Origin of the sequence: Stenotrophomonas nitritireducens, assembly GCF_001431425.1 — a bacterium.
Classification (GTDB): Bacteria; Pseudomonadota; Gammaproteobacteria; order Xanthomonadales; family Xanthomonadaceae; genus Stenotrophomonas; species Stenotrophomonas nitritireducens.
The window spans coordinates 145,198-170,752 of the sequence record NZ_LDJG01000015.1; the positions used below are offsets into that span (position 1 = coordinate 145,198).

25 protein-coding genes are annotated in these 25,555 nt (G+C 68.6%); 9 read left to right on the forward strand and 16 right to left on the reverse strand.

Features of this window, described 5'->3' with window-relative positions; all coding sequences use genetic code 11:
- Positions 1 to 71: 71 nt before the first annotated feature.
- Positions 72 to 1,253 carry an MFS transporter gene (locus ABB22_RS10645; protein ID WP_055766306.1) on the forward strand — a complete coding sequence of 394 codons (1,182 nt, stop codon included), beginning with the start codon at positions 72 to 74 and terminating at the stop codon, positions 1,251 to 1,253.
- Here ABB22_RS10645 and yccS read toward each other — a convergent pair.
- A complete protein-coding gene (gene yccS / locus ABB22_RS10650) occupies positions 1,250 to 3,442 on the reverse strand; it encodes a YccS family putative transporter (protein WP_055767349.1) in 2,193 nt (730 codons plus the stop codon). The two genes, ABB22_RS10645 and yccS, sit on opposite strands and share 4 nt — an antisense overlap.
- A 165-nt stretch (positions 3,443 to 3,607) precedes the next feature.
- Positions 3,608 to 4,528, reverse strand: a complete 921-nt coding sequence (locus tag ABB22_RS10655) for a LysR family transcriptional regulator (protein ID WP_200911346.1) — start codon at positions 4,526 to 4,528, stop codon at positions 3,608 to 3,610.
- Positions 4,529 to 4,604: 76 nt separating this feature from the next.
- Between ABB22_RS10655 and ABB22_RS10660 the strand changes: the two genes are divergently transcribed.
- Positions 4,605 to 5,600: an aldo/keto reductase gene (locus ABB22_RS10660; RefSeq protein ID WP_055766303.1), complete on the forward strand. Its 996-nt coding sequence runs from the start codon at positions 4,605 to 4,607 to the stop codon at positions 5,598 to 5,600.
- Between the two features lie 189 nt (positions 5,601 to 5,789).
- Here ABB22_RS10660 and purD read toward each other — a convergent pair whose 3' ends face one another.
- The 13 genes from purD to cutA all read right to left on the reverse strand — a co-directional run bounded on the left by purD (position 5,790) and on the right by cutA (position 18,081).
- Positions 5,790 to 7,076 (reverse strand): phosphoribosylamine--glycine ligase, encoded by a 1,287-nt coding sequence (gene purD, locus ABB22_RS10665; RefSeq protein WP_055766299.1) that lies wholly within the window; start codon positions 7,074 to 7,076, stop codon positions 5,790 to 5,792.
- Positions 7,077 to 7,099: 23 nt separating this feature from the next.
- The gene (locus tag ABB22_RS10670; RefSeq protein WP_055766296.1) at positions 7,100 to 7,465 is read right to left on the reverse strand and encodes a hypothetical protein; all 366 of its coding nucleotides are present in this window, start codon (positions 7,463 to 7,465) and stop codon (positions 7,100 to 7,102) included.
- Between the two features lie 70 nt (positions 7,466 to 7,535).
- A complete protein-coding gene (locus ABB22_RS10675) occupies positions 7,536 to 8,273 on the reverse strand; it encodes a 2OG-Fe(II) oxygenase (RefSeq protein WP_055766293.1) in 738 nt (245 codons plus the stop codon).
- Between the two features lie 15 nt (positions 8,274 to 8,288).
- Complete coding sequence (gene purH / locus ABB22_RS10680) at positions 8,289 to 9,872, reverse strand: bifunctional phosphoribosylaminoimidazolecarboxamide formyltransferase/IMP cyclohydrolase (RefSeq protein WP_055766290.1); 1,584 nt, start codon at positions 9,870 to 9,872, stop codon at positions 8,289 to 8,291.
- 92 nt (positions 9,873 to 9,964) lie between these two features.
- On the reverse strand, positions 9,965 to 10,237 hold the full coding sequence (gene fis / locus ABB22_RS10685) for a DNA-binding transcriptional regulator Fis (protein WP_055766287.1): 273 nt from the start codon (positions 10,235 to 10,237) through the stop codon (positions 9,965 to 9,967).
- 97 nt (positions 10,238 to 10,334) lie between these two features.
- A complete protein-coding gene (locus ABB22_RS10690) occupies positions 10,335 to 11,069 on the reverse strand; it encodes a DUF3426 domain-containing protein (RefSeq protein WP_055766284.1) in 735 nt (244 codons plus the stop codon).
- 29 nt (positions 11,070 to 11,098) lie between these two features.
- Positions 11,099 to 12,013 (reverse strand): 50S ribosomal protein L11 methyltransferase, encoded by a 915-nt coding sequence (gene prmA / locus ABB22_RS10695; RefSeq protein ID WP_055766280.1) that lies wholly within the window; start codon positions 12,011 to 12,013, stop codon positions 11,099 to 11,101.
- Between the two features lie 231 nt (positions 12,014 to 12,244).
- Positions 12,245 to 13,612: an acetyl-CoA carboxylase biotin carboxylase subunit gene (gene accC / locus ABB22_RS10700; RefSeq protein ID WP_055766277.1), complete on the reverse strand. Its 1,368-nt coding sequence runs from the start codon at positions 13,610 to 13,612 to the stop codon at positions 12,245 to 12,247.
- 10 nt (positions 13,613 to 13,622) lie between these two features.
- Positions 13,623 to 14,108, reverse strand: coding sequence for an acetyl-CoA carboxylase biotin carboxyl carrier protein (gene accB, locus ABB22_RS10705; RefSeq protein ID WP_055766274.1), 486 nt, complete (start codon positions 14,106 to 14,108; stop codon positions 13,623 to 13,625).
- A gap of 62 nt (positions 14,109 to 14,170) precedes the next feature.
- Entirely contained in the window at positions 14,171 to 14,605 is a 435-nt protein-coding gene (gene aroQ, locus ABB22_RS10710; protein ID WP_055766271.1) for a type II 3-dehydroquinate dehydratase, read from the reverse strand.
- Positions 14,606 to 14,806: 201 nt separating this feature from the next.
- Complete coding sequence (locus tag ABB22_RS10715; protein WP_055766268.1) at positions 14,807 to 15,412, reverse strand: TlpA disulfide reductase family protein; 606 nt, start codon at positions 15,410 to 15,412, stop codon at positions 14,807 to 14,809.
- A 1-nt stretch (position 15,413) separates the two neighbouring features.
- Positions 15,414 to 17,741 carry a protein-disulfide reductase DsbD family protein gene (locus ABB22_RS10720; RefSeq protein ID WP_055767343.1) on the reverse strand — a complete coding sequence of 776 codons (2,328 nt, stop codon included), beginning with the start codon at positions 17,739 to 17,741 and terminating at the stop codon, positions 15,414 to 15,416.
- 7 nt (positions 17,742 to 17,748) lie between these two features.
- A complete protein-coding gene (gene cutA, locus ABB22_RS10725) occupies positions 17,749 to 18,081 on the reverse strand; it encodes a divalent-cation tolerance protein CutA (protein ID WP_055766265.1) in 333 nt (110 codons plus the stop codon).
- A gap of 174 nt (positions 18,082 to 18,255) precedes the next feature.
- Here cutA and ABB22_RS18745 point away from each other — a divergent pair, with 174 nt between their 5' ends.
- The 7 genes from ABB22_RS18745 to groL all read left to right on the forward strand — a co-directional run bounded on the left by ABB22_RS18745 (position 18,256) and on the right by groL (position 24,875).
- Positions 18,256 to 18,663 (forward strand): type IV pilin protein, encoded by a 408-nt coding sequence (locus tag ABB22_RS18745; RefSeq protein ID WP_057505208.1) that lies wholly within the window; start codon positions 18,256 to 18,258, stop codon positions 18,661 to 18,663.
- Complete coding sequence (locus ABB22_RS10735) at positions 18,663 to 19,136, forward strand: pilus assembly FimT family protein (RefSeq protein WP_055766259.1); 474 nt, start codon at positions 18,663 to 18,665, stop codon at positions 19,134 to 19,136. Before ABB22_RS18745 ends, ABB22_RS10735 begins: the two co-directional genes overlap by 1 nt.
- Positions 19,120 to 19,521 carry a type II secretion system protein gene (locus tag ABB22_RS10740; RefSeq protein WP_055766256.1) on the forward strand — a complete coding sequence of 134 codons (402 nt, stop codon included), beginning with the start codon at positions 19,120 to 19,122 and terminating at the stop codon, positions 19,519 to 19,521. Before ABB22_RS10735 ends, ABB22_RS10740 begins: the two co-directional genes overlap by 17 nt.
- Before the next feature lie 2 nt (positions 19,522 to 19,523).
- Complete coding sequence (locus tag ABB22_RS10745; RefSeq protein ID WP_055766254.1) at positions 19,524 to 20,192, forward strand: PilW family protein; 669 nt, start codon at positions 19,524 to 19,526, stop codon at positions 20,190 to 20,192.
- A 19-nt stretch (positions 20,193 to 20,211) separates the two neighbouring features.
- Complete coding sequence (locus ABB22_RS10750; RefSeq protein WP_055766250.1) at positions 20,212 to 22,533, forward strand: hypothetical protein; 2,322 nt, start codon at positions 20,212 to 20,214, stop codon at positions 22,531 to 22,533.
- A gap of 348 nt (positions 22,534 to 22,881) precedes the next feature.
- Positions 22,882 to 23,169, forward strand: a complete 288-nt coding sequence (locus ABB22_RS10755) for a co-chaperone GroES (protein WP_055766247.1) — start codon at positions 22,882 to 22,884, stop codon at positions 23,167 to 23,169.
- A gap of 59 nt (positions 23,170 to 23,228) precedes the next feature.
- Positions 23,229 to 24,875: a chaperonin GroEL gene (groL, locus tag ABB22_RS10760; RefSeq protein WP_055766244.1), complete on the forward strand. Its 1,647-nt coding sequence runs from the start codon at positions 23,229 to 23,231 to the stop codon at positions 24,873 to 24,875.
- 90 nt (positions 24,876 to 24,965) lie between these two features.
- Here groL and trxC read toward each other — a convergent pair whose 3' ends face one another.
- Positions 24,966 to 25,412 (reverse strand): thioredoxin TrxC, encoded by a 447-nt coding sequence (gene trxC / locus ABB22_RS10765; protein WP_055766241.1) that lies wholly within the window; start codon positions 25,410 to 25,412, stop codon positions 24,966 to 24,968.
- Positions 25,413 to 25,555 lie beyond the last annotated feature (143 nt).

Sequence of the window (25,555 nt, forward strand, 5' to 3'; positions counted from 1 at the left end):
AAGACAATGCATTTGTGTCATTGAAGGCGGGCGCACAGACTTGGCGCCCGCTCCTCCTGCCAGACACCGCGATGCCCGCCGATTCCGCCCACGCCAAGGTTCTCTCCCCGTCGCGGGTATTGCTGCTGGCTGCCGCCACCGGCCTGATCGTGGCCAGCAATTACTACGCCCAGCCGCTGCTGCAACTGCTGGGCGAGGCGTTCGGGCTGGGTGCCGGCCAGGTCGGCTGGGTGGTGACCGTGGCTCAGTTGTCCTATGCCGCCGGCCTGCTGCTGATCGTGCCGTTGGGCGACCGCCTGGAGCGGCGCCGGCTGATCGTGGCGCTGTTCGTGCTGGCCGCGGCGGGGCTGGCGGTCAGCGCCAGCGCCGGCCATTTCGCGCAGCTGCTGGCGGGCACCGCGCTGAGCGGAGTGTCTGCGGTGGCCGCGCAGGTGATCATTCCGCATGCGGCGACGCTGGCCGCGCCGGAGCGGCGCGGACGCGTGGTCGGCACGATCATGGCCGGCCTGCTGCTGGGCATCCTGCTCGCGCGCACGGCGTCGGGCGTGCTGGCCGGCATCGGCTCCTGGCATACCGTGTACTGGGTGGCGGCCGTGGCGCTGCTGCTCATGGCGGTGGCGCTGGCCCGCGCGCTGCCGGCCTACCGGCCCCGCGCGACGCTGTCGTATCCGCGCCTGATCGCCTCGGTGCTGGCACTGTTGCGCGACGAGCCGGTGCTGCGCCGGCGCGCCCTGCTCGGCGCCCTGCTGTTTGCCGGCTTCAGCGTGTTCTGGACGCCGCTGGCGTTCCTGCTGTCCGGCCCGGCCTATGGCTACTCCATCGCCACCATCGGCCTGTTCGGGCTGGTCGGCGCCGCCGGTGCGCTGGCCGCCAGCCGTGCCGGCCGGCTGAGCGACCGCGGGCTTGGCCGCCAGGTGACCGTCGGCGGACTGCTCCTGTTGCTGTTGTCGTGGCTGGTGCTGCTGCTGGCGCCGGTTTCGCTGGCCGCGCTGGTGGTGGGCGTGCTGGCGCTGGACGTGGCGGTGCAGGCAGTGCACATCGACAACCAGAGCACGATCTACCGGCTCGACGAAGGCGCCCGCAGCCGCATCACCGCGGCCTACATGACCTGCTACTTCATCGGCGGTGCGGCGGGTTCGGCACTGGGCACGCAGGCCTGGACCCGGTCTGGCTGGACCGGCGTGTGCACGGTGGGCATCGCCCTGGCGGTGGTGGCGCTGCTGGCGACGCCGCGCGCGCCGGCGCGACGCTAGGCGGCGGGCACCGCGGCCTGGGCCGGCCCGCCCACCGCTTCGTCGGCAGCGGCGCGCAGGCGCGGCAGCAGGCGCAGGATCAGCGCCAGCTGGGTGCGCACCAGCCGCGACTTGTCGTCGATGTCCTCGGGCAACTGCTCCAGCGCGTCGGCCAGTGCGATCTCGTCGACCTCGGCCGCAGGCGCGCTCCGCCGCTCCGCCAGCGCCGTGGACAGGCCGGCCAGCGCCTGCTGCAGGCATTGCCACGCATGCGCGACCCGCGGATCGTCGCTCACCGCCGCCTGCGCGCGGTGCGCGCCAAGCGCGGACAGGTAGCCGAGCAGGGTGTTGGACAGGGCGAGGAAGCGGAAGCCCGCATCCAGGTTGCCGCGCGCATAGCCCGGTTCGCGCAGCATGTTGGACAGCGCCACCGACAGCGCGACGTCGGCGTTGTGCATGTCGCGGCGGGCGATGCGGTAGGGCAGGTCGTCGCGCATGCCGCTGCGGTACTGGCCCAGCACCTCGTCCAGGTAGCGCGTGCTGGTAGCGACCACCTGCGCCATCACCCGGTGCAGGCGCCGCCCCTGCCAGTCGGGCAGGATCAGCAGCGAGGCGGCCGCGGCGATCGCGCAGCCGATCAGCGTGTCCAGCAGCCGCGGCCAGATCAGCACGAAGCCGTCGCCGAGCAGGTTGAAGCACAGCAGCGCCATCGTGGTGATCGCGGCGGTGGCGATCACGTAGCGGTCGGTGCGGGTGACGAAGAACAGCAGCGCGGCGGCGAGCGCCAGCAGCAGCTGCAGCGTGGTGCCGGGGAACAGCTGCATCAGCGCCCAGGTCGCGCCCAGGCCGAACAGGGTGCCGCCGATGCGCTGCACCAGCCGCAGCCGCGTGGCGCCGAAGTTCGGCCGGCACACGAACACGACGGTGAGCAGGATCCAGTAGCCGTTGCTCGGGTGCACCAGCTTGAGCACGGCATAGCCGATGATCAGCGCCACGGCGATGCGCACGCCGTGGCGGAACAGCAGCGAGCCGGGCGTCAGCGCCTGGCGCAGGCGCGTGGCCATCTCGCGCAGCGTGTGCGGCGAGGAATCGCGCAGGCGGGTGTCGATGCCTTCCAGCGGCGTGTCGGCCAGCGAGGCCTCGGACAGCTGCCGGGCGATGCTGGACAGGTTGGCCGCCAGCAGCTGCAGCGAGCCGAGCAGCCGCTGCCAGTGCGGATTGTGCTGGTCGCGCAGGTACTGCAGCGAATGCTCCAGGTCCTGCCCGGCCTGGCGGTTGCGCTCGCCGTAGTCGAACGGCTGGCGCAGGCGGATCGCCTCGCCCAGCGTCATGCAGGCGCCGCCCTGCAGCGACAGCAGCCGCCGGCAGCGGTACAGCACGTCGCTGTGGAAGAAGGCCTCGCTCAGCGCCTCGTAGGGATAGTGCGAGGAACTGGCGCGCTCGTGGAAATCCTGCGCCATGTAGTACAGGCGGAAGTACAGGCCGGACTGCACGCCGGGGCGCCCGGAACGGCCGAAGCGGCTGAGGATCGCTGCCTTGGCGGCATTGAGCGCTTCGACCACGCGCACGTTCTGCTCGGCCAGCGCCAGCCGCCGCGCCTCCAGGTCGCCATGCCGCACCGGTTCGAACAGGTCGGCCTTGAGCTGCAGGTAGCGCCCGAGTTCGCCGAACAGGCGCGCCAGCCGTTCGCGCACCGGCCGGTTGGCGAACATCACCGTCCACAGGATCGACAGCGCGCCATACCAGGCCGCGCCGGCGAGCATCTGCGCCACGTCGCGCCACGCCGCGTCGGTCCCGGCGTCGCGGTGCTGGTCCATGGCGATCATGGTGTAGATCGCCAGCGTCACCGTGGCCTGGCCGATGGACGCATAGCGCTCGCCCAGCGCGCCGAGCAGGGTCGAAGCGAAGGCGGCCAGCGCCAGCGCCGCGACGAAGGGCAAGGGCCAGTTGAACAGGTGGATGACCGCAGCGGCCGCGGCGACGAAACACAGCAGCGACAGCAGCACCGACTTGCTGCGGCCCCAGCCGTTGTCGTCGGTCTCGGCCACGGCACTGGCGATGGTGCCCAGGAACAGCGAGGGCAGCGGCTGCAGGTCGCCGCGGTACCAGCACACCGCCATCAGCGTGGACAGCGCGATGAACACGCGCAGCCCATAGCTGGCTTTCTCGTGGGCCCATAGCTGGTTCAACAGGCGTTCGGTGGGGCGCATGCCGGTGCTGCGGATCGCGGAGCGGGAGCGTGCCAGCTTGCAGTGCCTGCCGATGCGGGGCAAGGCGGCCGATGGGCGCGGCTCGATTCCTGCCCGTGGGGAAGCCCGTGATGCGGCGTCTGCCGCGGGTCTTCCGGCGAAGATGCAGGCGGGGCGTGATCCGTTCTACAGCGGTGGGTCGTTGACCTGGCGCATGAAATCGATGAACACCCGCAGCTTGGGAGCGAGCTGTTCGCGCGAAGGGTAGTACAGATGGAAGCCGGGAAACGGAGGTTGCCAGGCGTCGAGTAGGCGTAGCAGCCGCCCCGCGGCAAGGTCGTCCGCCGCGGCGGCCTCGAATACCTGCGCCAGCCCAAGCCCGGCGATGGCCATGCGCCGGCCCAGCCCGCTGTCGTTGAAGATCGGTCCGCCGTCGACCTCGACGCTGAAATCCTGGCCGTCGCGGGCGAACTCCCAGGGCATCAGCCGGCCGTCGCTGCGGCGATAGCGGATGCAGGTGTGCCCGGCCAGGGCTTCGGGTGTGGGCGGTGGCGGATGCCTGCGCAGGTAGGCGGGAGACGCGACCACCACCAGCCGCTGCGGCGGCCCCAGCGGGGCGGCGACCATGCCGTCGGCCAGCGATTCGCCCAGGCGGATGCCGGCGTCGAAGCCCTCGGCCACCAGGTCGGTCAGTGCCGCCTGCACCGCCAGTTCCACCTCGATATGCGGATGGCGTGCGCAGAAGGCGGGCAGGTGCGGCAGCACCAGTTGCTCGGCCGCGATCCGCGGCGCGGTGATGCGCAGGCGTCCGGCCGGCACGTCGCGGCTTTCCTCCAGCGCCTGCAGGGCCCCGCCGATGCGCGCCAGGGCCGGCGCGGCCTCGCGCAGCAGGCGTTCGCCCGGCTCGGTCAGGCCGACCCGGCGCGTGGTCCGGTGCAGCAGGCGCACGCCCAGCCGCCGTTCCAGGCTGCGCACCGACTGCGGCAGCGCCGAAGGCGACATGCCCAGTTCGATCGCCGCGCGGCTGAAGCTGGCGTGGCGCGCCACGCAGGCGAAAGCGGCCAGCGCCGGCAGTGTTGCAGGGTCGATTGTGAAGTCAGGCTTCATTGATGGTGCAGATTATCCGGATTTATCGCGGGAAGCCTGGCCCCTACAGTGGCCTTCCCCCATCCGGAGCATCGCAATGCAGACCCGCACCCTCGGCCGCAACGGCCCTGTCGTTTCCGCGCTCGGCCTCGGCTGCATGGGCATGAGCGCGTTCTATGGCGGCCGTGGCGACGATGCCGCCGCCATCGCCGTGATCCACCGCGCGCTGGAGCGCGGCGTCACCCTGCTAGACACGGCCGACATGTACGGCCCGCATACCAACGAGGTGCTGGTCGGGCGCGCCATCGCCGGCCGCCGCGACCAGGTGTTCCTCGCCACCAAGTTCGGCATCCGCCTGGATCCGTCCGATCCGCAGGCGCGCGGCGTCGATGGACGGCCCGAGTACGTGCAGGCCGCCTGCGAGGCCAGCCTGAAGCGGCTGGGCGTGGACCACATCGACCTGTATTACCAGCACCGGGTCGATCCGCAGGTGCCCATCGAGGAAACGGTGGGCGCCATGGCGCGGCTGGTCGAGCAGGGCAAGGTGCGTTACCTCGGTCTTTCGGAGGCGGCGCCTGAGACGATCCGCCGCGCGCACGCGGTGCACCCGATCACCGCACTGCAGACCGAGTACTCGCTGTGGTCGCGCGAGCCGGAAGAGAACGGCGTACTGGCCACGGTGCGCGAACTGGGCATCGGCTTCGTGCCGTATTCGCCGCTGGGTCGCGGCTTCCTGACCGGCGCCATCCGCACGCCGGAGGATTTCGACGCCGACGACTACCGCCGCCATTCGCCGCGCTTCCAGGGCGACAATTTCGCCCGCAACCTGGCGCTGGTGGAACAGGTGCGCGCCATCGCCGCCGCCAAGGGCGTCAGTGCCGGGCAGCTGGCGCTGGCCTGGGTGCTGGCGCGCGGCGAGGACCTGGTGCCGATCCCCGGTACCAAGCGCCTGGCCTATCTGGAGGAAAACCTCGGCGCGCTGGACGTGGCGCTGGATGCCGGCGACCTGGCGCGGATCGATGCGGTGTTCCCGGTCGCCGCCGCGGCCGGCGCGCGCTACCCGGCGGCGAGCATCGGCAGCGTGCATCGATAGAACCGAGCCAAGCTTTAAATGTAGAGCCGAGCCATGCTCGGCTGGGGCTTTCCCGATAAGGCCCCTGCCGAGCATGGCTCGGCACTACGCTCCCTCCCTTGCGCCGCAGGCGTAGGGGAGGGGTGGGGGTTGGCTGTTGCTGCTTTGCCGGTAAAGCCCCTTGCCGAGCATGGCTCGGCACTACAGTGCTTACTGCTGTTCGCGGGCGATGGCGCGCCAGCCGATGTCGCTGCGGTGGAATTCGTTGGCCCAGTGGATCTTCGCCACACCGGCATAGGCGCGCTGCTGCGCATCGCCGACGCTGTCGCCCAGCGCGGCCACGCAGAGCACGCGGCCACCGGCGCTGACCACGTTGCCGTCGGCATCCAGCGCGGTGCCGGCATGGAACACCTTGGCACTGGCCGGCACATCGCCCAGGCCGCTGATCACATCACCGGTGATCGGTGTTTCCGGGTAGGGCCTGGCGGCCAGTACGACACCGAGCGACGGGCGCGGGTCCCACTGCGCCTCCACGCCGGCCAGCGCGCCATCAATGGCGGCTTCGACCAGATCCACCAGATCCGACTGCAGGCGCAGCATCACCGGCTGGGTTTCCGGGTCGCCGAAACGCACATTGAACTCGATCACCTTGGGCGCGCCGCTGGCATCGATCATCAGGCCGGCATAGAGGAAGCCGGTGAACGGCACGCCGTCGGCGATCATGCCTGCCACGGTCGGCTCCACCACCTCGCGCATCACCCGGGCATGCACGTCCGGGGTCACCACCGGTGCCGGCGAATAAGCGCCCATGCCGCCGGTATTGGGGCCGGTATCGCCGTCACCCACGCGCTTGTGGTCCTGGCTGGTGGCCATCGGCAATGCGATGCGGCCGTCGACCATCGAGATGAAGCTGGCTTCCTCGCCTTCGAGGAACTCCTCGATCACCACGCGTGCGCCGGCATCGCCAAAGGCATTGCCGCTGAGCATGTCGTGCACGGCGGCCTCGGCTTCTGCCATCGTCATCGCCACGATCACGCCCTTGCCGGCGGCAAGACCGTCGGCCTTGATCACGATGGGCGCGCCCTTCTCATGCAGATAGGCCAGCGCTGCGTCCACTTCCGTATGCACGGCGTAGTACGCGGTGGGAATGCCGTGGCGGGCAAGGAAATCCTTGGCGAAGGCCTTGCTGCCTTCCAGCTGCGCGGCGGCAGCGGTCGGCCCGAAGATGCGCAGGCCTGCCTCGCGGAAACGGTCGACCACACCCAGCACCAGCGGCACTTCCGGGCCTACCACGGTCAGGCCCACGGCCTCGTCCTGCGCCAGCTTCAGCAGGCCCTCGATGTCGGTGACCTTGATCGCGACATTGCGGCACTTGCCTTCGGTGGCGGTGCCGGCATTGCCGGGGGCGACGATCACCTCGCTAACGCGCGCGGACTGGGCCAGCTTCCAGGCCAGGGCATGTTCGCGGCCGCCGGAGCCGATGACGAGGATCTTCATGGGGAATGGTTCCTTTGGGGCGCTCAAGGGGAATGGCAGTCGGACGCTTTCAGCGTGGTCTCGAAGAACAACGCGCCATCGGCATCGACGAAGCGACGGCGTACACCACCGCCGGCGGCATAGACCTGCGCCAGCGCCTGGTCCGTGCACAGCTCGGCCATCGCGCCCTGTTCATCCCGGCGCAGCGCCTCGAACAGGTCGGGCTTGGCCTTGGCCATGGCCACGGTGGCGTCGGAGAAGCGGATCACCAGCACCAGGTCGTCGCCATGGCGGTGCACCGAATCGACGATGAGCCCGTCGCGGTAGGGCGTGGGCAACTGCTTGCCAAGCGCGGCGATGGCCTGCCGCTGGGCGTTGGTGAGGTTCGAATCGGCGCAGGCCGTGAGCATCGTTGCCGATGCGGAAAAGGCCGCGAGAGCGAATGCATTACGAAGGTGGGCCATGGCAACGTTCACGCCGTCAGGTCTCGTCGGGACGTGCCTGCCACAGCGTGGAATGCTCGTCTACGCGCTCGGCCTCGGGGCGGCCATTGGAATAGTAGTAGAGAGCCAATGAGCGTCGGGTTGTTCCTTCGGGGCAGGCAAGCGGATCGGGCATGCCATGGAAAGAATCGTGCGTGGTGGAGAAAATCACGCAGCGGTTGGCAACGGGGGCGATGCTCTGCACGCGCGCTGTCATTTCGCGATCCCACAATTCCAGATTGCCGCCCCAGTCCGGGTTCCACTCCGGGTTGAGGTAGATCAGAAGGTTCAACCTGCGATCCAGATTGAAGGCTGGCAGCTTGTTGAAATCCGCATGAACCCTCAGTACCGCTCCCGGCAGGTACTGGTGAAGGCCGCCACCCGTCATGTGCGCGTCCGGGATCAGGTCGCTTATTCCGGTTACCTGTTCCAGGTAGCGGAGGAACGGAGACGAATGCAGTTCATGCACGAGCGCGCGCAATGTCCTGCCGAAGAGAAGCTCGTTGCTGTAGCCAAGTTTCAGCTTTTGCGCCACCCGCCCTTGGGCATCCAGCGCATCGGCACGCCGCCAGTCGTCGATGGCATGGGGGTGCGGAAATTCCCGGACTGCCTCGGCCAAGGCGGATTCCGTGAGCAGCCCATCAATGACGATATGGGGGAATGGCTTCGCATTGGCGTATGCCACTGCATCGGTGGCCACTCTTGATTTCAGGTGTTCCAGCTTGGTCAGCAGCATTGATCGTGAGTCCCCTCAGTGGCGGAAGTGGCGCACGCCGGTGAACACCATGGCGATGCCGTGCTCGTCGGCCGCGGCGATCACTTCGGCGTCGCGCATCGAGCCGCCCGGCTGGATCACCGCGGTGATGCCGGCTTCGGCGGCGGCGTCCAGGCCGTCGCGGAACGGGAAGAACGCGTCGGAGGCCATCACCGAACCCGGCACGACCAGTCCGGCATCGGCGGCCTTGATGCCGGCGATGCGCGCCGAATACACGCGGCTCATCTGGCCGGCGCCGACGCCGATGGTGCGCTCGTCCTTGGCGTAGACGATCGCGTTGGACTTGACGTACTTGGCCACGCGCCAGGCGAACAGCAGGTCGCGCAGTTCGGCCGTGGACGGCGCGCGCTGCGTCACCGTCTTCAGCTCGTCGATGGTCATGCCGCGGTTGTCGGCGCTCTGGATCAGCAGGCCCGAACCGATGCGCTTGGTGTCGTAGTTGTTGCGCGCGTCGCCGGCCGGGATGCGCAGCACGCGCACGTTGGCCTTCTTCGTCGCATATTCCAGCGCGGCAGGCTCGTAGTCCGGGGCGATCAGCACTTCGACGAACTGGCGGTCGAGGATGGCCTTGGCGGTGGCCGCGTCCAGCGTGCGGTTGAAGGCGAGGATGCCGCCGAAGGCGCTGGTCGGGTCGGTGTTGTAGGCCATTTCATAGGCGGCGCCGACATCGGCGGCCACGGCCACGCCGCACGGGTTGGCGTGCTTGACGATGACGCAGGCCGGCACCTCGAACTGGCGCACGCATTCCCAGGCGGCGTCGGCATCGGCCAGGTTGTTGTAGCTCAGCTCCTTGCCCTGCAGCTGCACGAAGGTGGCCAGGGTGCCCGGCACCGGGTACAGGTCGCGGTAGAACACGCCGCTCTGGTGCGGGTTCTCGCCGTAACGCAGGTCCATGACCTTGATGAAGGAGGAGTTCATCTGCGCCGGGTATTCATTGCGCACCGGCACCGCGGCGCTGGTGTCGGTCACGGCGGACAGGTAGTTGCTGATCGCCGCGTCGTACTGGGCAACGCGGTTGAACGCGGCCACCGACAGTTCGAAACGCTTGGCGGCCGAGAGCTGGCCGTCGTTGGCGGCCAGTTCGGCCAGCAGCGCGTCGTACTGGTCCGGGCTGGTGGCCACGGCGACGCGGCCGAAGTTCTTGGCCGCGCTGCGCAGCATCGCCGGGCCGCCGATGTCGATGTTCTCCACCGCGTCGGCCAGGCTGCAGTCGGCCCTGGCGGTGACCGATTCGAACGGGTACAGGTTCAGCACCAGCAGGTCGATCGGGGCGATGCCGTGCTCGGCCATCACCGCATCGTCGGTGCCGGCGCGGCCGAGCAGGCCGCCGTGCACCATCGGGTGCAGGGTCTTGACCCGGCCGTCCATCATTTCCGGGAAGCCGGTGACATCGGACACGTCCTTGACCGGCAGGCCGGCCTCGCGGATCGCCTTGGCGGTGCCGCCGGTGGACAGCAGTTCGACGTTGCGCGCGGCCAGCGCACGGGCCAGATCGATCAGGCCGGTCTTGTCGGAAACGGACAGCAGGGCCCGGCGTACGGGCAGCAGATCAGCGGACATGGGGTGGGGAGGGAAGCGGAAGCGGGCCGGTATTGTAGCCGCGCGTTCACCTCCATGCCCCCGGCGGGCGGCGCATGCCCGCGGGGCGGGACTCAGGCCAGCCCGTATTCCTTGAGCTTCTTGCGCAGGGTGGCGCGGTGGATGCCGAGCAGGGCCGCGGCGCGGCTCTGGTTGCCCTCGCAATGGTTGAGCACTTCCACGAACAGCGGGATTTCCATCTCGCGCAGCACGATCTCGTAGACATCGTCGGCGTCGCAGCCGTCCAGATCGCGCAGGTAGCGCCGCACGGACTGGGCGACGTGTTCGCGCAGCGGCGGCTTCGGAGCGCCACGACTGCTGTCAGGACGGGGTGGGGCAGCGTTCAAGGGGATTCCCGGATTCAGCGGAGCCGGCGCGGCGCGCCCGGCATGGGGAGGGGAGTCTAGCGCGTGGGCGAGGGGGCTGCCATGCCGGACGGCCCCGTCAGCGGAACTCGAAGGTGTAAGCCACGGTGGCCGCCGAGGGCTCGCGCAGCTGGAAGGAGACCTGCGCGCTCTGGCCTGGCTCCAGCCGCTGCGCGGGGTCATGCGCGGCGCCCAGGTAGTCGTGCGGTTGCAGCAGCCGGCGCCCGATCACGCGGCCATCGGCATCGGACAGCGACAGCGACAGCGCCGGCCAGGCCTGCGCCCAGCGCGCGTCGTTGCGGAAGCTGGCCTGGACCTGCAGCACGCCCTGGCGCCCTGCCAGCGGCCTGACTTCGCGCTGCAGCATGGTATAGGCCTCGGGCTGGTGCCAGGCCGGCAGGGTGCAGCGCAGGACCGCGCACAGTCCGCTCACGACCGGACGCCAGCCGGCACGGGCCGCCAGCGTGGCGCGGTCGGCGATCACCACCTGGACGGCGAGCAGCAGGGTCAGGGCGGCCAGCAGCAGCCACTGCCAGCGCGGGGGGCGGCGGGCGGCAATCGAGCCTGTGGGCGCGTGCCGCAGGAAGCTCGGTGCGACGCTTCCTGCATGCGTCGGAGGGTCCTCGTCCTGCTCCATGCGCCTGTCGTCGCCGACGCTGTCCTGGATTTCGTCCTGCGCCGCGACCCTGGGCGGCGCTTCCTGTTCCGCAGTGCCGGCATTGGCTTCCGCCGCCGGCACCGCGGATCGGGGCATCGGCCCGCTCTGCAGCAGCGTGGCCAACGAAGGACGGGGCGGCGTGGTTTCTTCGCTCATGGCGGGGCGGCTGGGGACGCTGCGGTCATTCAAGCACGGCGCACGCCGGTGATGCGCATCCAGTCTTCGTCCTGCACGGCTTGCAGCTGCTCGAACCAGGGGGAGTAGCGCTCCAGCAGTTCGCCTTCCTGGCCATGCAGGATGCCGGACAGGGCGATGCGGCCGCCCGGCGCGACGCGCGCGGCCAGCAGTTCGGCCAGTGCGTCCAGCGCCGAGGCCAGGATGTTGGCGACCACCACCGGATAGGTCGCCACCGGCTCGTCCCCGGGCAGGTAGGCGGCGATATGCACGCCATTGCGTTCGCCGTTGTCGGCGGTGGCGGTCAGTGCCTGCGGGTCGTTGTCCACGCCCACCGCGGCGGCGGCACCGAGCTTGAGCGCGGCCAGGGCCAGGATGCCCGAGCCGCAGCCGAAATCGAGAACGGTGCGGCCGGCCAGTTCGCCATCGGCGGCCAGCTGGTCCAGCCAGCGCAGGCACAGCGCGGTGGTCGGGTGGGTGCCCGAGCCGAATGCCAGGCCCGGGTCCAGGCGCACGATGGCGGCCTCCGCGCCCTGCGCCGCCTCAGGCAGTTCGTGGTTCCACGGCACGATCCAGGTGCGCTGGCCGAACTGCATGGGCTGGAACTGGTCCAGCCAGGCGCGTTCCCAGTCCTCGTCGGCGACCTGGCGGAAACCCGCCGTGCTCCAGTCCAGGCCGGCGTCGAAGGACTCCAGCGCGGCCAGCAGCGCCAGCGCATTGGTCTCGACCGGGAACAGGGCGGTCAGCACCAGCTCGTTCCACAGCGGCGTCTGCCCCACGCCCGGCTCCAGGATCGCGCGCTCGTTGCTGGTGTCGGCATCGGCGTCGAGCATCGTCACCGCCAGCGCGCCGACATCGTCGAGTGCGTTCTCGTAGCGGGGCTGGGTGGCTTCGGTGCAGCGCAGGGTGAGTTCGAGGAAGGGCATGGGTGTGACGGCGACAGCGGAATGGAAGCGGGCATCCTAGACGAGGCGGCCGCCGAATGCGCGCGACGCCCTGCCTGGGGAAAGCCTGGAAGCGGCTTCAGCAGCGAGGGAGCTTTCCCGGAAATTCGTGGGCAAGCCTGATCGCGGCTGGAATCGCTCCTGCGGGTATTGCCGGAAACGGAAGAAGGCGGGTTGCCCCGCCTTCTTGCATCACCGCATCGATTGCGCCGCTCAGGTCAGCGCGATCGACTGGTTCTTGCGCTCGGCCAGGCGCTTTTCCAGGTAGTGGATGTTCTGCCCACCGGCCTGGAAGCCCTTGTCACGCATGATCCGCTGCTGCAGGGCGACGTTGGTCTTGATGCCGTCCACGACCATCTCGCTCAGCGCCACCCGCATGCGGGCGATGGCGGTGTCGCGGTCCGGGCCGTGCACGATCAGCTTGCCGATCATCGAGTCGTAGTTGGCCGGCACGCGGTAGCCGCCGTAGATGTGCGTGTCCACGCGCACGCCCGGGCCGCCCGGCGGGTAGAAGCCGGTGATGGTGCCGGGGCACGGGAAGAAGGTCTCCGGGTCCTCGGCGTTGATGCGGCACTCGATGGCATGGCCGTTGATCTTGATGTCGCTCTGCTTGATCGACAGCTTGTGCCCGGCGGCGATCTTCAGCTGCTCGGCGACCAGGTCGATGCCGGTGATCATCTCGGTCACCGGATGCTCCACCTGGATGCGGGTGTTCATCTCGATGAAGTAGAAGCGGCCGTTCTCGAACAGGAACTCGAAGGTGCCGGCGCCGCGGTAGCCGATGCGGATGCAGGCCTCCACGCAGACCTTGCCGATCTCCTCGCGCAGCTCCGGAGTGATGCCCGGCGCCGGCGCTTCCTCCACCACCTTCTGGTGGCGGCGCTGCATCGAGCAGTCGCGTTCGCCCAGGTGGATGGCGTTGCCCTGGCCGTCGGCCAGTACCTGGATCTCCACGTGGCGCGGGTTCTCCAGGAATTTCTCCATGTAGACCATGTCGTTGCCGAACGCGGCCTTGGCTTCCTGCTTGGTGGTGGCGATGGCGTTGACCAGCGCGCCCTCGGTGTGGACCACGCGCATGCCGCGGCCGCCACCGCCGCCGGCTGCCTTGACGATGACCGGGTAGCCGATCTCGCGGGCGATCTTGACGTTGGTGGCCGCATCGTCGCCGAGCGGGCCGCCCGAGCCGGGCACGCACGGCACGCCGGCGGCCTTCATCGCGCGGATCGCCTCCACCTTGTCGCCCATCAGGCGGATGGTGTCGGCCTTCGGACCGATGAAGATGAAGCCGGACTGCTCCACGCGCTCGGCGAAATCGGCGTTCTCGGAGAGGAAGCCGTAGCCGGGGTGGATGGCCTGGGCGTCGGTGACCTCGGCCGCGGCGATCAGCGCCGGGATGTTGAGGTAGCTCTCCGACGACGGCGCCGGGCCGATGCAGACCGACTCGTCGGCCATGGCCACGTGCTTGAGGTTGCGGTCGACGGTGGAATGCACCGCGACCGTGCGGATGCCCAGGGTGTGGCACGCGCGCAGGATGCGCAGCGCGATCTCACCCCGATTGGCGATTACGACCTTGTCGAGCATGGCCGGCGCCTCAGGCGATCACGAACAGCGGCTGGTCGAACTCCACCGGATTGCCGCTTTCGCCGAGGATGGCGACCACGGTGCCGGACACTTCGGCCTCGATCGGGTTGAACATCTTCATCGCCTCGATGATCGCCAGGGTCTCGCCGGCCTTGACCTGCTGGCCGACGTTGACGAAAGGCGGCTTGTCCGGCGACGGCGACGCATAGTAGGTGCCGACCATCGGCGCGCGCTGCACGTGGCCGTCGGGCAGGGCATTGCCCGGCTTGGCGGTGCCGCCGGTGGAGGCCTCGGTCGGCGAGCTCATCGGCATGGCCGGGGCGGCGGCCACCGGCGCGGCGACCTGGACCGGGGCGGCGACCATCGGCGCCGGCACGTAGCCGCCGACCGGGGTGCGCGACAGGCGCACGGATTCCTCGCCTTCCTTGATCTCGATCTCGGCCAGGTTCGACTCTTCCAGCAGGTCGATCAGCTTCTTGATTTTGCGCAGGTCCATAGGATGCCTCTTGGGTGTTGTCGGCCGCGGAGCGCCAGCGCGCCGCCGCCGGGGAATGGGGGTCAGAGCCGCTGCAGGGCGGCGTCCATGGCGTAACGGTAGCTGTCCGCGCCGAAGCCGCAGATGACGCCGGCCGCCTTGTCGCTGAAATAGCTGTGCTGGCGGAACGGTTCGCGGGTGTGGGGGTTGGACAGGTGGATTTCGATGAATGGCAGGGCCACGGCCGCCAGCGCGTCGCGCAGCGCCACCGAGGTATGGGTGAAGGCGGCCGGATTGATCAGGATGAAGGCGGTGCCGTCGCCGCGCGCGGCCTGTACCCGGTCCACCAGTACATGCTCGGCGTTGGACTGCAGGCTCTCCACCGCGTGCCCGGCCGACCCGGCCTGCCGCGCCAGCGCCGCATCGATATCGGCCAGCGTGGTGTGCCCGTAGACCTCCGGCTCGCGCGTGCCGAGCAGGTTCAGGTTGGGGCCGTGGAGGACCAGCAGTTTCGCCATGTGCCTGCGGTGGACGGGAAAGGGCGGCAGTGTGAGCGAACCGGGGAATGCTGTCCAGTTCGGCGAAATTGGCGGCGTTTTAATCGAATGTTTGAAATTATCCGACGCGGCGGCGATGCGGTTGCCGCCGGCCCGGAATGCTGGCGGCGGGCCATCAATGCGGGGCTCAGGCCCTGTATATCGATGCAGGATCGCCGCAGATCAATGCAGGTCGGCCGGGTCGGAGGGGCCTGCAGTGCTTTCCGCCCAGGACTCGATCTCGCCGGCCTTGAACGGCCCCAACTTCTGTTTGACGATCCGTCCCCGTGCATCCACCAGCACGCTGTAGGGCAGCAGCCCCTGGACGTTGCCCAGCTTCGCGCCGGCGTCGCCGGGGCCGGGGGTGTCCAGCAGGATCGGATAGTAGACCGGCACGTTGCCGAGGAAATCCAGCACGGCCTCGTGCGTATCCAGCGCCACGCCCACGACCTGCGGGCCGTTGTCGGCATGGTCGGCGGCGAAGCGTGCCAGTTCCGGCATTTCCTCGATGCAGGGGGCGCACCAGCTCGCCCAGACGTTGATCAGCAGTGGCCGGCCGAGGAAGCGGTCGGGGAACACCACCGGCATGCCGTCCAGGTCGGGCAGGGTGAAGGCGGGCAGCGGGTCGCCCGGCTTGGGCGGGGGCGGTGCCGGGGCTGCCGTGGCCGGCATCGTCGAGGGTTCGGTCATCGCCGGCACGACGGGGCCGGCCGGATGGCTCAGCCAGGCGCCGGCGGCCAGCCCGGCCGCCGCGGCGATGCCCACCGCCCACCACAGCGCGGTACGCATCTCAGCGGGCCGCGCGCAGCAGCGCGTCCTCGACGATGGACTGGGTCAGCACGGTCGGCAGCACCCGCGGCGGCGCGCCTGGCCCGTACACCACATAAAGCGGTACGCCCACGGCCTTGTGCTGCTCCAGGAAGGCGCTGATCTGCGGATCGACATTGGTCCAGTCGCCGTGCATGTACACCGCATCCACCCGCTTGAGGGTGTCGCGGAATGCGTCGCTGCCCAGCACGTTGCGTTCGTTGGCCTTGCAGGTCACGCACCAGTCGGCGGTCATGTTGACGAAAACCACGCGGTTGTCCGCACGCAGGCGGTCCAGCATTTCCGGCGAGTACGCGACCGTGCCTTCGCTGGCCGCACGCGCCGGCGGCTCCATGCGGGTCACGCCCCATACCGGGACCAGCGCCAGCAGGGCCAGCAGGGCGCCCAGCGCCATGCCGGCGCGGCGGCTGTGCCAGCGGCTGCGCTCGAACCACCACAGCCCCAGCGCCAGCAGCGCGGCGCCGGCCAGCAGCAGCGCCATCGCGTCGATGCCGCGCTGCTTGCCCAGCACCCACAGCAGCCAGATCGCGGTCAGGTACATCGGGAACGCCAGTACCTGCTTGAAGGTTTCCATCCAAGCACCCGGCCGCGGCAGGCGCCGCGCCAGCGCCGGCACGAAGCCGACCAGCAGGAACGGCAGCGCCAGGCCCAGCCCCAGCGCCAGGAACACCAGCATCGCCATCGCCGCCGGCGCGGTGAAGGCATAGCCAAGCGCAGGCCCCATGAAGGGCGCGATGCAGGGGCTGGCGATCACACAGGCCAGCACACCGGTGAAGAAGTCGCCGGCCGCGCCCTTGCGACTGGCCAGCGACTGGCCGATGCCGCCCAGGTTGCCGCCCAGCGTGAACACGCCCGACAGGCTCAGGCCGACCACGAACATCAGGTAGACCAGTGCGGCGATGAACCACGGATGCTGCAGCTGGAAGCCCCAGCCGGCGGCCTGGCCGGCCGCGCGCAGCGCCAGCACCAGCGCGCCGATGGCGGTGAATGCGACCAGCACGCCGAGCGTGTACCACAGCGCATGGCGACGGGCGTGCTGGCGGCTTTCGCCGCTCTGTGCCAGCCCCAGCACCTTCAGCGACAGCACCGGCAGCACGCACGGCATCAGGTTGAGGACCAGTCCGCCGGCCAGCGCCAACAGCAGGATCCAGGCCAGCGAATCGCCCTCGCCGGTGCTCGCCGGCGGCTGGCTGCGGCCGGCGTTGTCGGCCGAAGCGTCGGGCGTGGCCGAGGGGGCGCCCTCGCCACTGTCGTTGGGGCGGACCACCAGCGGCTGCGGCGCGGGCGGGTCGAGCGGATCGACGACCGGGAGGTCGGCGGACCTGCGGCCACTGGGCAGCGGCGGGATCACCAGCGGGGTGACCGCGGCCTCGCTGCTGGGCGAGACCTTGCCGGCCGGCAGCGACAGCCTGACCCGCCGGGTCATCGGCGGATAGCAGATGCCATCGGTCTGGCAGCCCTGGAACGTGGCCACCAGCGTCGCCGGGCTGGCATCGGTGCGTTCGCGCCGCAGCGGCAGGGGGACGTCGACCTGGTCGAAGTACACCACCACGTTGCCGAAATGCTCGTCGCGGTGCGACTTCCCGGCCGGCCACTGCGGCTTGCCGGTACGGATGCCGGCCGCGCCTTCCAGCGCCAGCGAGGTGCGGTCGCGGTACAGGTAATAACCCGGCGCGGGCGTGAAACGCAGCAGCAGGCGGTTGCCGTCATCGACGATCGCCTCGAAGCCGAAGGCCTGTTCCGACGGCAGTGGCAGGTTCTGCGTCGCGGCGCTGCCGGGCAGCTTCAGCCCGCCGGCGTCGTTGCGCGCCAGCGGGTTGAACAGCGGTGCGCTGCCCGTCGCCGCCGTCGCGGCGGCGCCGTCTGGCAGTCTTACCTCGATGGTGCGTTTCTGCGGCGGATAGCACACGCCCGCGTCGGCGCAGCCCTGGTAGCGGACCTCCAGCGTCACCGTCGCGGCTCCGGTCTCGGCGCTGCCGGGCAGGATGGCCTTCAGCTGCTGGTGGTAGGTCTCGACATCGCCGAAGAATTCGTCGTGCTTTTTCTCGCCGGCAGGCATCTGCAGCGCGCCGGCGCTGAATCCCGGGCCGGCCTTGACGCTGGTGCGGTGGCGATAGAGGTAGTAACCCGGGGCGATGTCCCAGCGCAGTTCGATGCGGTCGCGGGCGCTGGCCTCGGCATGGAGGGCGAACGCCTGGTCGACCGGCAGCAGGTCCTTTTCGCTGACGGCCAGGGCGGGCAGGGCGCAGAGGGAGAGCAGGCACAAGGCGGTGAAACGGCGCAACAGCATCTTCAAGTCAGGTGTCCTCGCGGGTCTGGGCCCGGATCCAGTCCAGGTAGGCCGGCAGGCCGGCGCTGGGGGAAACCGCCAGTATCTCCGGCAATTCGTACGGGTGGTGCTGCAGGAGTGCCGCCGTCAGCGCTTCCAGGCGGCCGGCGGTGGTCTTGATCAGCAGCTGGAATTCCTCCGCCTGCTCGACCTGTCCCTGCCAGCGATACACAGACTGCATCGGCGGCAACAAGTTCACGCAGGCCGCCAGGCGCCGCTCGACCAGCAGCCGGGCAAGCGCTTGGGCCGTGGCGGCATCGGGGCAGGTGCAGAAGACCAGGCGGGCGTCGCGGGCGTCCATGCCGGAATTTTCGCAGAAATCAAAGGGAGGCTTTCCCATATTCCATTTGGTTGTTTGACATCGTTGTCAAACCTTGACAACGATCCGCTCCTGAGTATGGCGGTCGTGAATGATTTGTGATGAAATTCACGCATGCGACTTGCGCGCGTTTGCAGATCGTCAAGGGGGAATGCTGTGGGCCGACGTACACACCAGGGCTTCACGCTCATCGAAATCATGATCGTGGTGGCCATTCTCGCCATTCTTGCGGCCATCGCGCTGCCTGCGTATGGCAAGCACGTCCTGGTCGGAAAGACCCGTACGGCTCAGGCGGACCTGCGCGCGCTGTCCGCGGCGCTGGAGAACCACCGGCAACGGACCCTGTCCTATCCGAGCGCGACCCCGGCCAGCGTGGCCGATGTCAAGTCGGCATTCCCGGCCTGGAGCCCGGCGGCCAAATCGGTCGATTTCGGCTTTTCGGCCAACTCCAGCGGTTCCGGCTACACCCTCACCGCTACCGGCGCGGGCAAGCTCAGCGGCTGCACCCTGACCCTGAAGCAGGATGGCGCGACCACGAATTCGGGCTGTCCGGTGGACTGGTGATGAAGCGCGCTGCCGGCTTCACCCTGATCGAATTGATGGTCACCCTCGCGGTGATGGCGGTGCTGGCCGCGGCCGGCACGCCGTTCGCCCTGTCGTGGATGGACAGCAACCGGCAGATGCAGGCCCGCAACCTGATGTGGGAGGGCATCTCCCAGGCGCGGGCCGTGGCCCTGCGCAATCCAGGCGGGGCGTTGCAGGGGGGCGTGTCCGCCAAGCTGCAGCGCAGCGGCAACACGCTGACGGTGCTCGGCGCCGGCAGCACCGTGGTGCTGTGGACCGGCGAACTGCCCGCCGGCGCCACGACCCAACTGGCCAATGCGGCGGGCAGCGCGTCCGGCGATCTTTCCTGCGTTGCCTTCGACAACCGCGGGCAGCGAGTGATCGCCGGCCCGGACTGCATCATCGCCTCCGACAGGACCCGCGTCGCGGTCGGTTTCAGCAGCCAGGAAGTCCTTCATGTCGACCTGCTTTGATTCCCTTCGCCGCCGCCAGCGCGGCGACATCCTGCTCGAGGCGCTGGTCGGCGTGCTGATCACCAGCGTGATCGGCGCGGGACTGGCGCATGTCGTTGGCCGGGTGTTGAGCAGCCAGCGCGATGCCAAGGTCGAGAACATGGTCGTCGAACAGCTGCGCGGCCAGTTGCATGCCGACGGCGTCGGCCTGTGCGACCGCAGTGTCAGGGTCAAGCTGCCTGATGGCGACAAGACGGTCAGCGTGGCGTGCGAGAGCGCCGCGGCGAACGTAACGGTGTCCGGGATCACGCGTCCGGTCGACGCCCCCGCGCGCGTCGATCTGAAGGTGTCCGCCCGCGACATGGGGGTCGAGGGCGCCGACCTGCAGCTGTCGTCGAGGCAATGACGATGATCGCCACACGCCGGCGCCAGCGTGGCCAGAGCCTGATCAGCATGATGATCGGCCTGGTGATCTCGCTGATCACCATCGCCGCGATGCTGACCCTGTACAAGACGATGGTCGGCGTCTCCAACGAAGCGTCGGTCGCAGCACGCCGCGATGGGCAGATGGCGGCCGGCCTGCTGGCGGCGCAGATGGAACTGCAGTCGGCGGGGTTCGGCGTGGATTCGACCGTGCCACTTGATGAGCGGCTGTACATTTCCAATAGCGGCAAGCAGGTGGCATGGCTCTACAACGATGGCAGCCGCCGCTGTGCCGGCCTGTGGGTCGACGGCAACGGCCTGTATCGATTGCCGCCCAAGGCCGGTTGCGCCAGTGCCAGTGGCGCTACGTGGAGCGCCAGCGAACGTATCCCCATGGCACTGATGCCCACCGCCGCCGATGGCAGCCTGATCACGTTCAGTGGCGAGCAGGGCGGCGCCTCGGTGGCTGGTTACGCCTTCAGTCGCGAAGAAGCGAGCCGAGCCTGCCTGCCCTACATGCAGCAGGATCTTTCTGGCACGCCAGCGTCCACCGCGCAGTGGGTGGCGCTGACGAATGCGACAGGTACCGAACGGCTTTTCTCGATCTGCCTGCCCAACCTGACCGTGGTCTCCGCGTCTCCGCCGGCCGTCTGATGCTGCAAGGAACCCGCACATGAAAAGGAATCGCAAGCATCCGTCCGTACCGCCGCGCCGCCAGCGCGGCGTCGCGACCCTGCTGATCGTGCTGGTGGTCGGCCTGGCCGTCTCGGTCACCGTGGCCGCTACCGTCTACTCGCTGCGCGGCACCCAGACCAAGCAGCTGACCACCCACTCGGCCACGGCCGCGCAGGCGGCGGCATGGCGTGGCGTGGAGGCGCTTCGCCTGTACCTGCTGCAGTTGGACAAAGCTCAGTTGGCCGGCCTGGGCGGCCCGGTGACCGGGATGGGCGCCCTGGGCGTCAAGTCGGCTTCCGTCGTGAATGTCGCTGCCAGCGGGGTCGACAGATACCAGGTCAAGGCCAGCGTCACCGGTGAGGCGGGCGTCGGCAGCGCGCTGACCACCGCCACCGTGGAGGTGATCTACGACGTGGGTCCGGGAGCGGGCGGTCCTGGTACGCCGCCGGTGTGCGCGTCGATGCCGGTGGCGCCGATGGTGTTCAACGGCAATCTCGACTACACCGGTGGTGGTCTGGACGTGGTCAACGCTGTCGATTACGAGAACATCGTGGTGGGCGGCAATCTGACCATCAGCAGCGGTTCCGCGGCCAAGGTGTCCGGTTGCACGAAGGGCGATGTCAGCCTGAGCGGTGGTGGTTTGAAAGAGAACGGCCACCTGTATTCGGAAGGCGGCATTACGATCAAGAGCATGACGCCGCCCAATGGCACCACGCTGTGGGGGCAGCAGATCTCGCTGGACGGTTCCAGTTCCGGCGCGCGTTTCGTCGCACTCAAGGCGGGCGCGTACTCGGTGAGCCTGAATGCCGGCGGCAAGACGGTGGGAAGCGCGTACGTCGGCGGTTCGCTGATTCCGTCCACGGTCAGTGGCGGCATCCCCTGGGTGAACGGCACCGTGCTGCCATCCGTAGCGGCGGCCAGTCCGGTCCTGGTGACCCTGGACGGTGGCAGTACGTTCCTGCTGGATCTGAAGCGGATCACGGTGGATTCCACCACTGGGGTGGTGACTGGCGCCACGGCTGCTTCCGAGCGTCTCGGTGGCAATGCCGCCATGCCGGACAGCTTCACGTTCCGCTCGACCGCCATCCATGGTGGCGACGTGACCACACAGGGGCTGGCGCGTACGAATCTGATCTGGGGGCATCGCGTCAGCCTGGGATTGAATGGCGGGAGCCTGACTGGCGGCATCGACGTCGGACAACTCTATGTCAATGGCAACCTCGAAGTGGGTACCGGCAAGATCGACGCCCTGGTGGGTGGTGGCGATGTATGGGCACGCGGTGCTGGGCGCAGCAACAAGGGGGCGTATTCGAACTTCCCCCAGATCGGTTCCGGAAATGTGGCGGGGCAGGTTTCCTATGGAAGCGCGAAAACGGCATTGCCCGCTGGAGAAGAGACCGCTGCGATGGGCATCAAGGCCGGGCAGTCGGGCACAAGTCCCGGCCTGCCGGGCGTGCCGTACTGCGACGCACGCGTGAAGGCTGTCGATGCCGACAATTACAAGAGCGCGGCCAACTACGTATTCGAATCGATCAACGGCGTGCCGCAGTTGACCATCCAGAACGTCAAGCGCGCGGACGGCACCGCCATCGATGGCGTATATCCGTTGAGGAGTCCGACGACCTCGCAGCTGGCGATCCTGCAGGAGCTGATGACCTGCAACAACACCAATGACAAGGGGTGCCGGAACATCCTCCAGGCGGATGGAAGCTGGCTGCTCAATGGCGTCGGAAAAATGCCGGCGGGTGTCCTGTGGTTCGATGCTTCCCTGAAAGTGGATGGAACCAGCACGAACCTGCTCAACAGCATCATCGTCAAGGGCAAAAGCTGCGAGTCCAGCGCGCTGGACTGCAAGGGCAACATCAACCTCACCAATTCGGGCCACAGGGATCTGATCGCTCCGAATTTCGCGGGCGCGACTGCCGTCTGCGGCGCCGCTTTCTACCCGGTCAACCTGTGTGCGAGCCGCAATGCGTTCGTGACCTGGCAGGATGCGGACAAGAAGGTCTATACCGGCCTGCCCATTGCCAATAGCGCCGTCGTCGCCGAGGGCGATGCGACGATTTCGGGCTGGAAGATCGACGGCAGCGTGCTGCTGGGCAGGACGCTGTCCACCAGTGGCGCCAAGGTGACCATCCGCGGCAGCCTCACGGTGGGCAGCAACCGGCGCTCGGATACCACCATCTCCGCCGGCGGTATCGTCGTCGACGTACCAACCGGCGATGGCAGCCTGAGTGTCGTACCGGTCTGCAGCGCCGGTACCGAATCCACGCCAGCCGCCCCGGCCAGCGCCTCCGTGCTCTGGTCCCGCTATCTCTGATAGCCGGCAGGGAGGATGTCCCGGGCCCGGCAGGCGCCTGTCGGTCTGCCCTGCGGATCCGCGGGCAGCGGCGGCCTTCCGGAGATAGGGTGGACGCGCGGCATCGATGACTGTGAGGCCCCTCCCCGGCAATGTCGGGGCGCTTGGTGGTGCCGGTGCGAGGACGTCCGGCCTACGGGCTGGGCGGAAACGAAGTTCCGGCCAGCCCCTTGAAAGCCCTCCGGCGGTCCCCATCTCCCAGCCAAGCCCGTTCTACGGGCGTTTTTACGCGTGGTGCCGCCGCTGCCGCAAGGCAGGGGTGGTGGCCGCCGGACTTTCCAGACCAATCAACAACTTAAGAGGTCTCACATGAGCATCAAGCCGCTGCACGACCGCGTCGTGGTCAAGCCCATCGAAGCCGAGGAAGTCTCTGCCGGTGGCATCCTGATCCCCGATTCGGCCAAGGAAAAGTCCACCAAGGGTGAAGTCGTGGCCGTCGGCCCCGGCAAGCCGCTGGACAATGGCAGCGTCCGCGCTTCAGCGCTGAAGGTCGGCGACAAGGTCATCTACGGCCAGTACGCCGGTTCGACCTACAAGGCCGACGGCGTCGAGTACAAGGTGCTGCGCGAGGACGACGTGCTCGCCGTCATCGGCTGAGCCGCGTTCCCGAACGACTCGCAAGACCCCTTACAACCCTGATCCACTGAGGTATAGCAATGGCTGCCAAGGATATCCGTTTCGGTGAAGACGCCCGTTCGCGCATGGTGCGCGGCGTCAACATTCTCGCCAATGCCGTCAAGGCCACCCTGGGCCCGAAGGGCCGCAACGTCGTGCTTGAGAAGAGCTTCGGCGCCCCGACCATCACCAAGGACGGCGTGTCCGTCGCCAAGGAAATCGAACTGGCTGACAAGTTCGAGAACATGGGCGCGCAGATGGTGAAGGAAGTCGCTTCGCGCACCAATGACGACGCTGGCGACGGCACCACCACCGCCACCGTGCTGGCCCAGGCCCTGATCCGCGAAGGCGCCAAGGCCGTTGCCGCCGGCATGAACCCGATGGACCTCAAGCGCGGTATCGACAAGGCCGTCGTGGCCGCCGTCGCCGAGCTGAAGAACATCTCCAAGCCCACCGCCGACGACAAGGCCATCGCCCAGGTCGGCACCATCTCGGCCAACTCGGACGAGTCGATCGGCCAGATCATCGCCAACGCGATGAAGGAAGTCGGCAAGGAAGGCGTGATCACCGTCGAGGAAGGCTCGGGCCTGGACAACGAGCTGGACGTGGTCAAGGGCATGCAGTTCGACCGCGGCTACCTGTCGCCGTACTTCATCAACAACCAGCAGGCGCAGTCGGCCGACCTGGACGACCCGTTCATCCTGCTGCACGACAAGAAGATCTCCAACGTCCGCGACCTGCTGCCGGTGCTGGAAGGCGTCGCCAAGGCCGGCAAGCCGCTGCTGATCGTGGCCGAGGACATCGAAGGCGAAGCGCTGGCGACCCTGGTGGTCAACACCATCCGCGGCATCGTCAAGGTCGTGGCCGTCAAGGCGCCGGGCTTCGGCGACCGCCGCAAGGCGATGCTGGAAGACATGGCCATCCTGACCGGCGGCACCGTGATCTCCGAGGAAGTGGGCCTGTCGCTGGAAAAGGCCACCATCAAGGACCTGGGCCGCGCCAAGAAGGTGCAGGTCTCCAAGGAGAACACCACGATCATCGACGGCATGGGCGAGAAGGCCAACGTCGAAGGCCGCGTGGCCCAGATCAAGACCCAGATCCAGGACACCTCGTCGGACTACGACCGCGAGAAGCTGCAGGAGCGCGTGGCCAAGCTGGCCGGCGGCGTTGCGGTGATCAAGGTCGGCGCTTCGACCGAAATCGAAATGAAGGAAAAGAAGGATCGCGTCGACGACGCCCTGCACGCCACCCGTGCGGCCGTCGAAGAAGGCGTGGTTCCGGGCGGCGGCGTGGCCCTGGTCCGTGCGGTCACCGCGCTGGCCGGCCTGAAGGGCGTCAACGAAGACCAGAACCACGGCATCCAGATCGCCCTGCGCGCCATGGAAGCCCCGCTGCGCGAGATCGTCGCCAACGCCGGTGAAGAGCCGTCGGTCATCATCAACAAGGTCAAGGAAGGTACCGGCAGCTTCGGCTACAACGCCGCCACCGGCGAATTCGGCGACATGCTGCAGTTCGGCATCCTGGACCCGACCAAGGTGACCCGTTCGGCGCTGCAGAACGCCGCTTCGATCGCCGGCCTGATGATCACTACCGAAGCGATGGTGGCCGAGGCCCCGAAGAAGGACGAGCCGGCCGGCGCTGCCGGTGGCATGGGCGGCATGGGTGGCATGGGCGGCATGGACTTCTAAGTCCGCCGCAGCCTCACCGCTGCCTGTTGCATGCAGAAACCCCGCCGCGAGGCGGGGTTTCTGTTTTTTCAGCATGCCGTTGCGCGTGGATCAGCGTGGCAGGTGCTGGCGCACCCATTGCACGATGGTGGCGGCCGGCATGGCGCCGGACTGGCGCGCGAGCTCGCGACCGCCCTGCAGCAGCACCATCGTCGGGATGCTGCGGATGCCGAAGCGCGTGGCCAGGGCCGGTTCGGCCTCGGTATCGAGCTTGCCCAGGCGCACCTGCGGCTCCAGCTGTGCGGCTGCCTTGGCGAACTCCGGGGCCATCTGCCGGCAGGGGCCGCACCAGGCCGCCCAGAAATCGATCAGCAGCGGCAGCTGCGAGCGCTGCGCATGCGCGTCGAACGCGGCGGCGTCGAGCGCGACCGGCGCGGCGGCGAACAGCAGCCGATGGCAGCGCCCGCAGGCGGGCGACTGGCCCAGCCGCGCGGCCGGCACCCGGTTGATGGCGTTGCAGTGCGGACAGGCGATCTGCAGCAGGTCGTCGGTGTTCATTCTGGCTCTCGCACGGATGCTGGCGGTGGCGATGTGGACAAGTATCGCGCGGCGGCAGTGAATCCCGGTTGCGGCTGAAACTGTCGCATCGCACAAAAAACCGTGTTATCAATGCAACCCATGAACGCAGCCCGCGCCCGCTT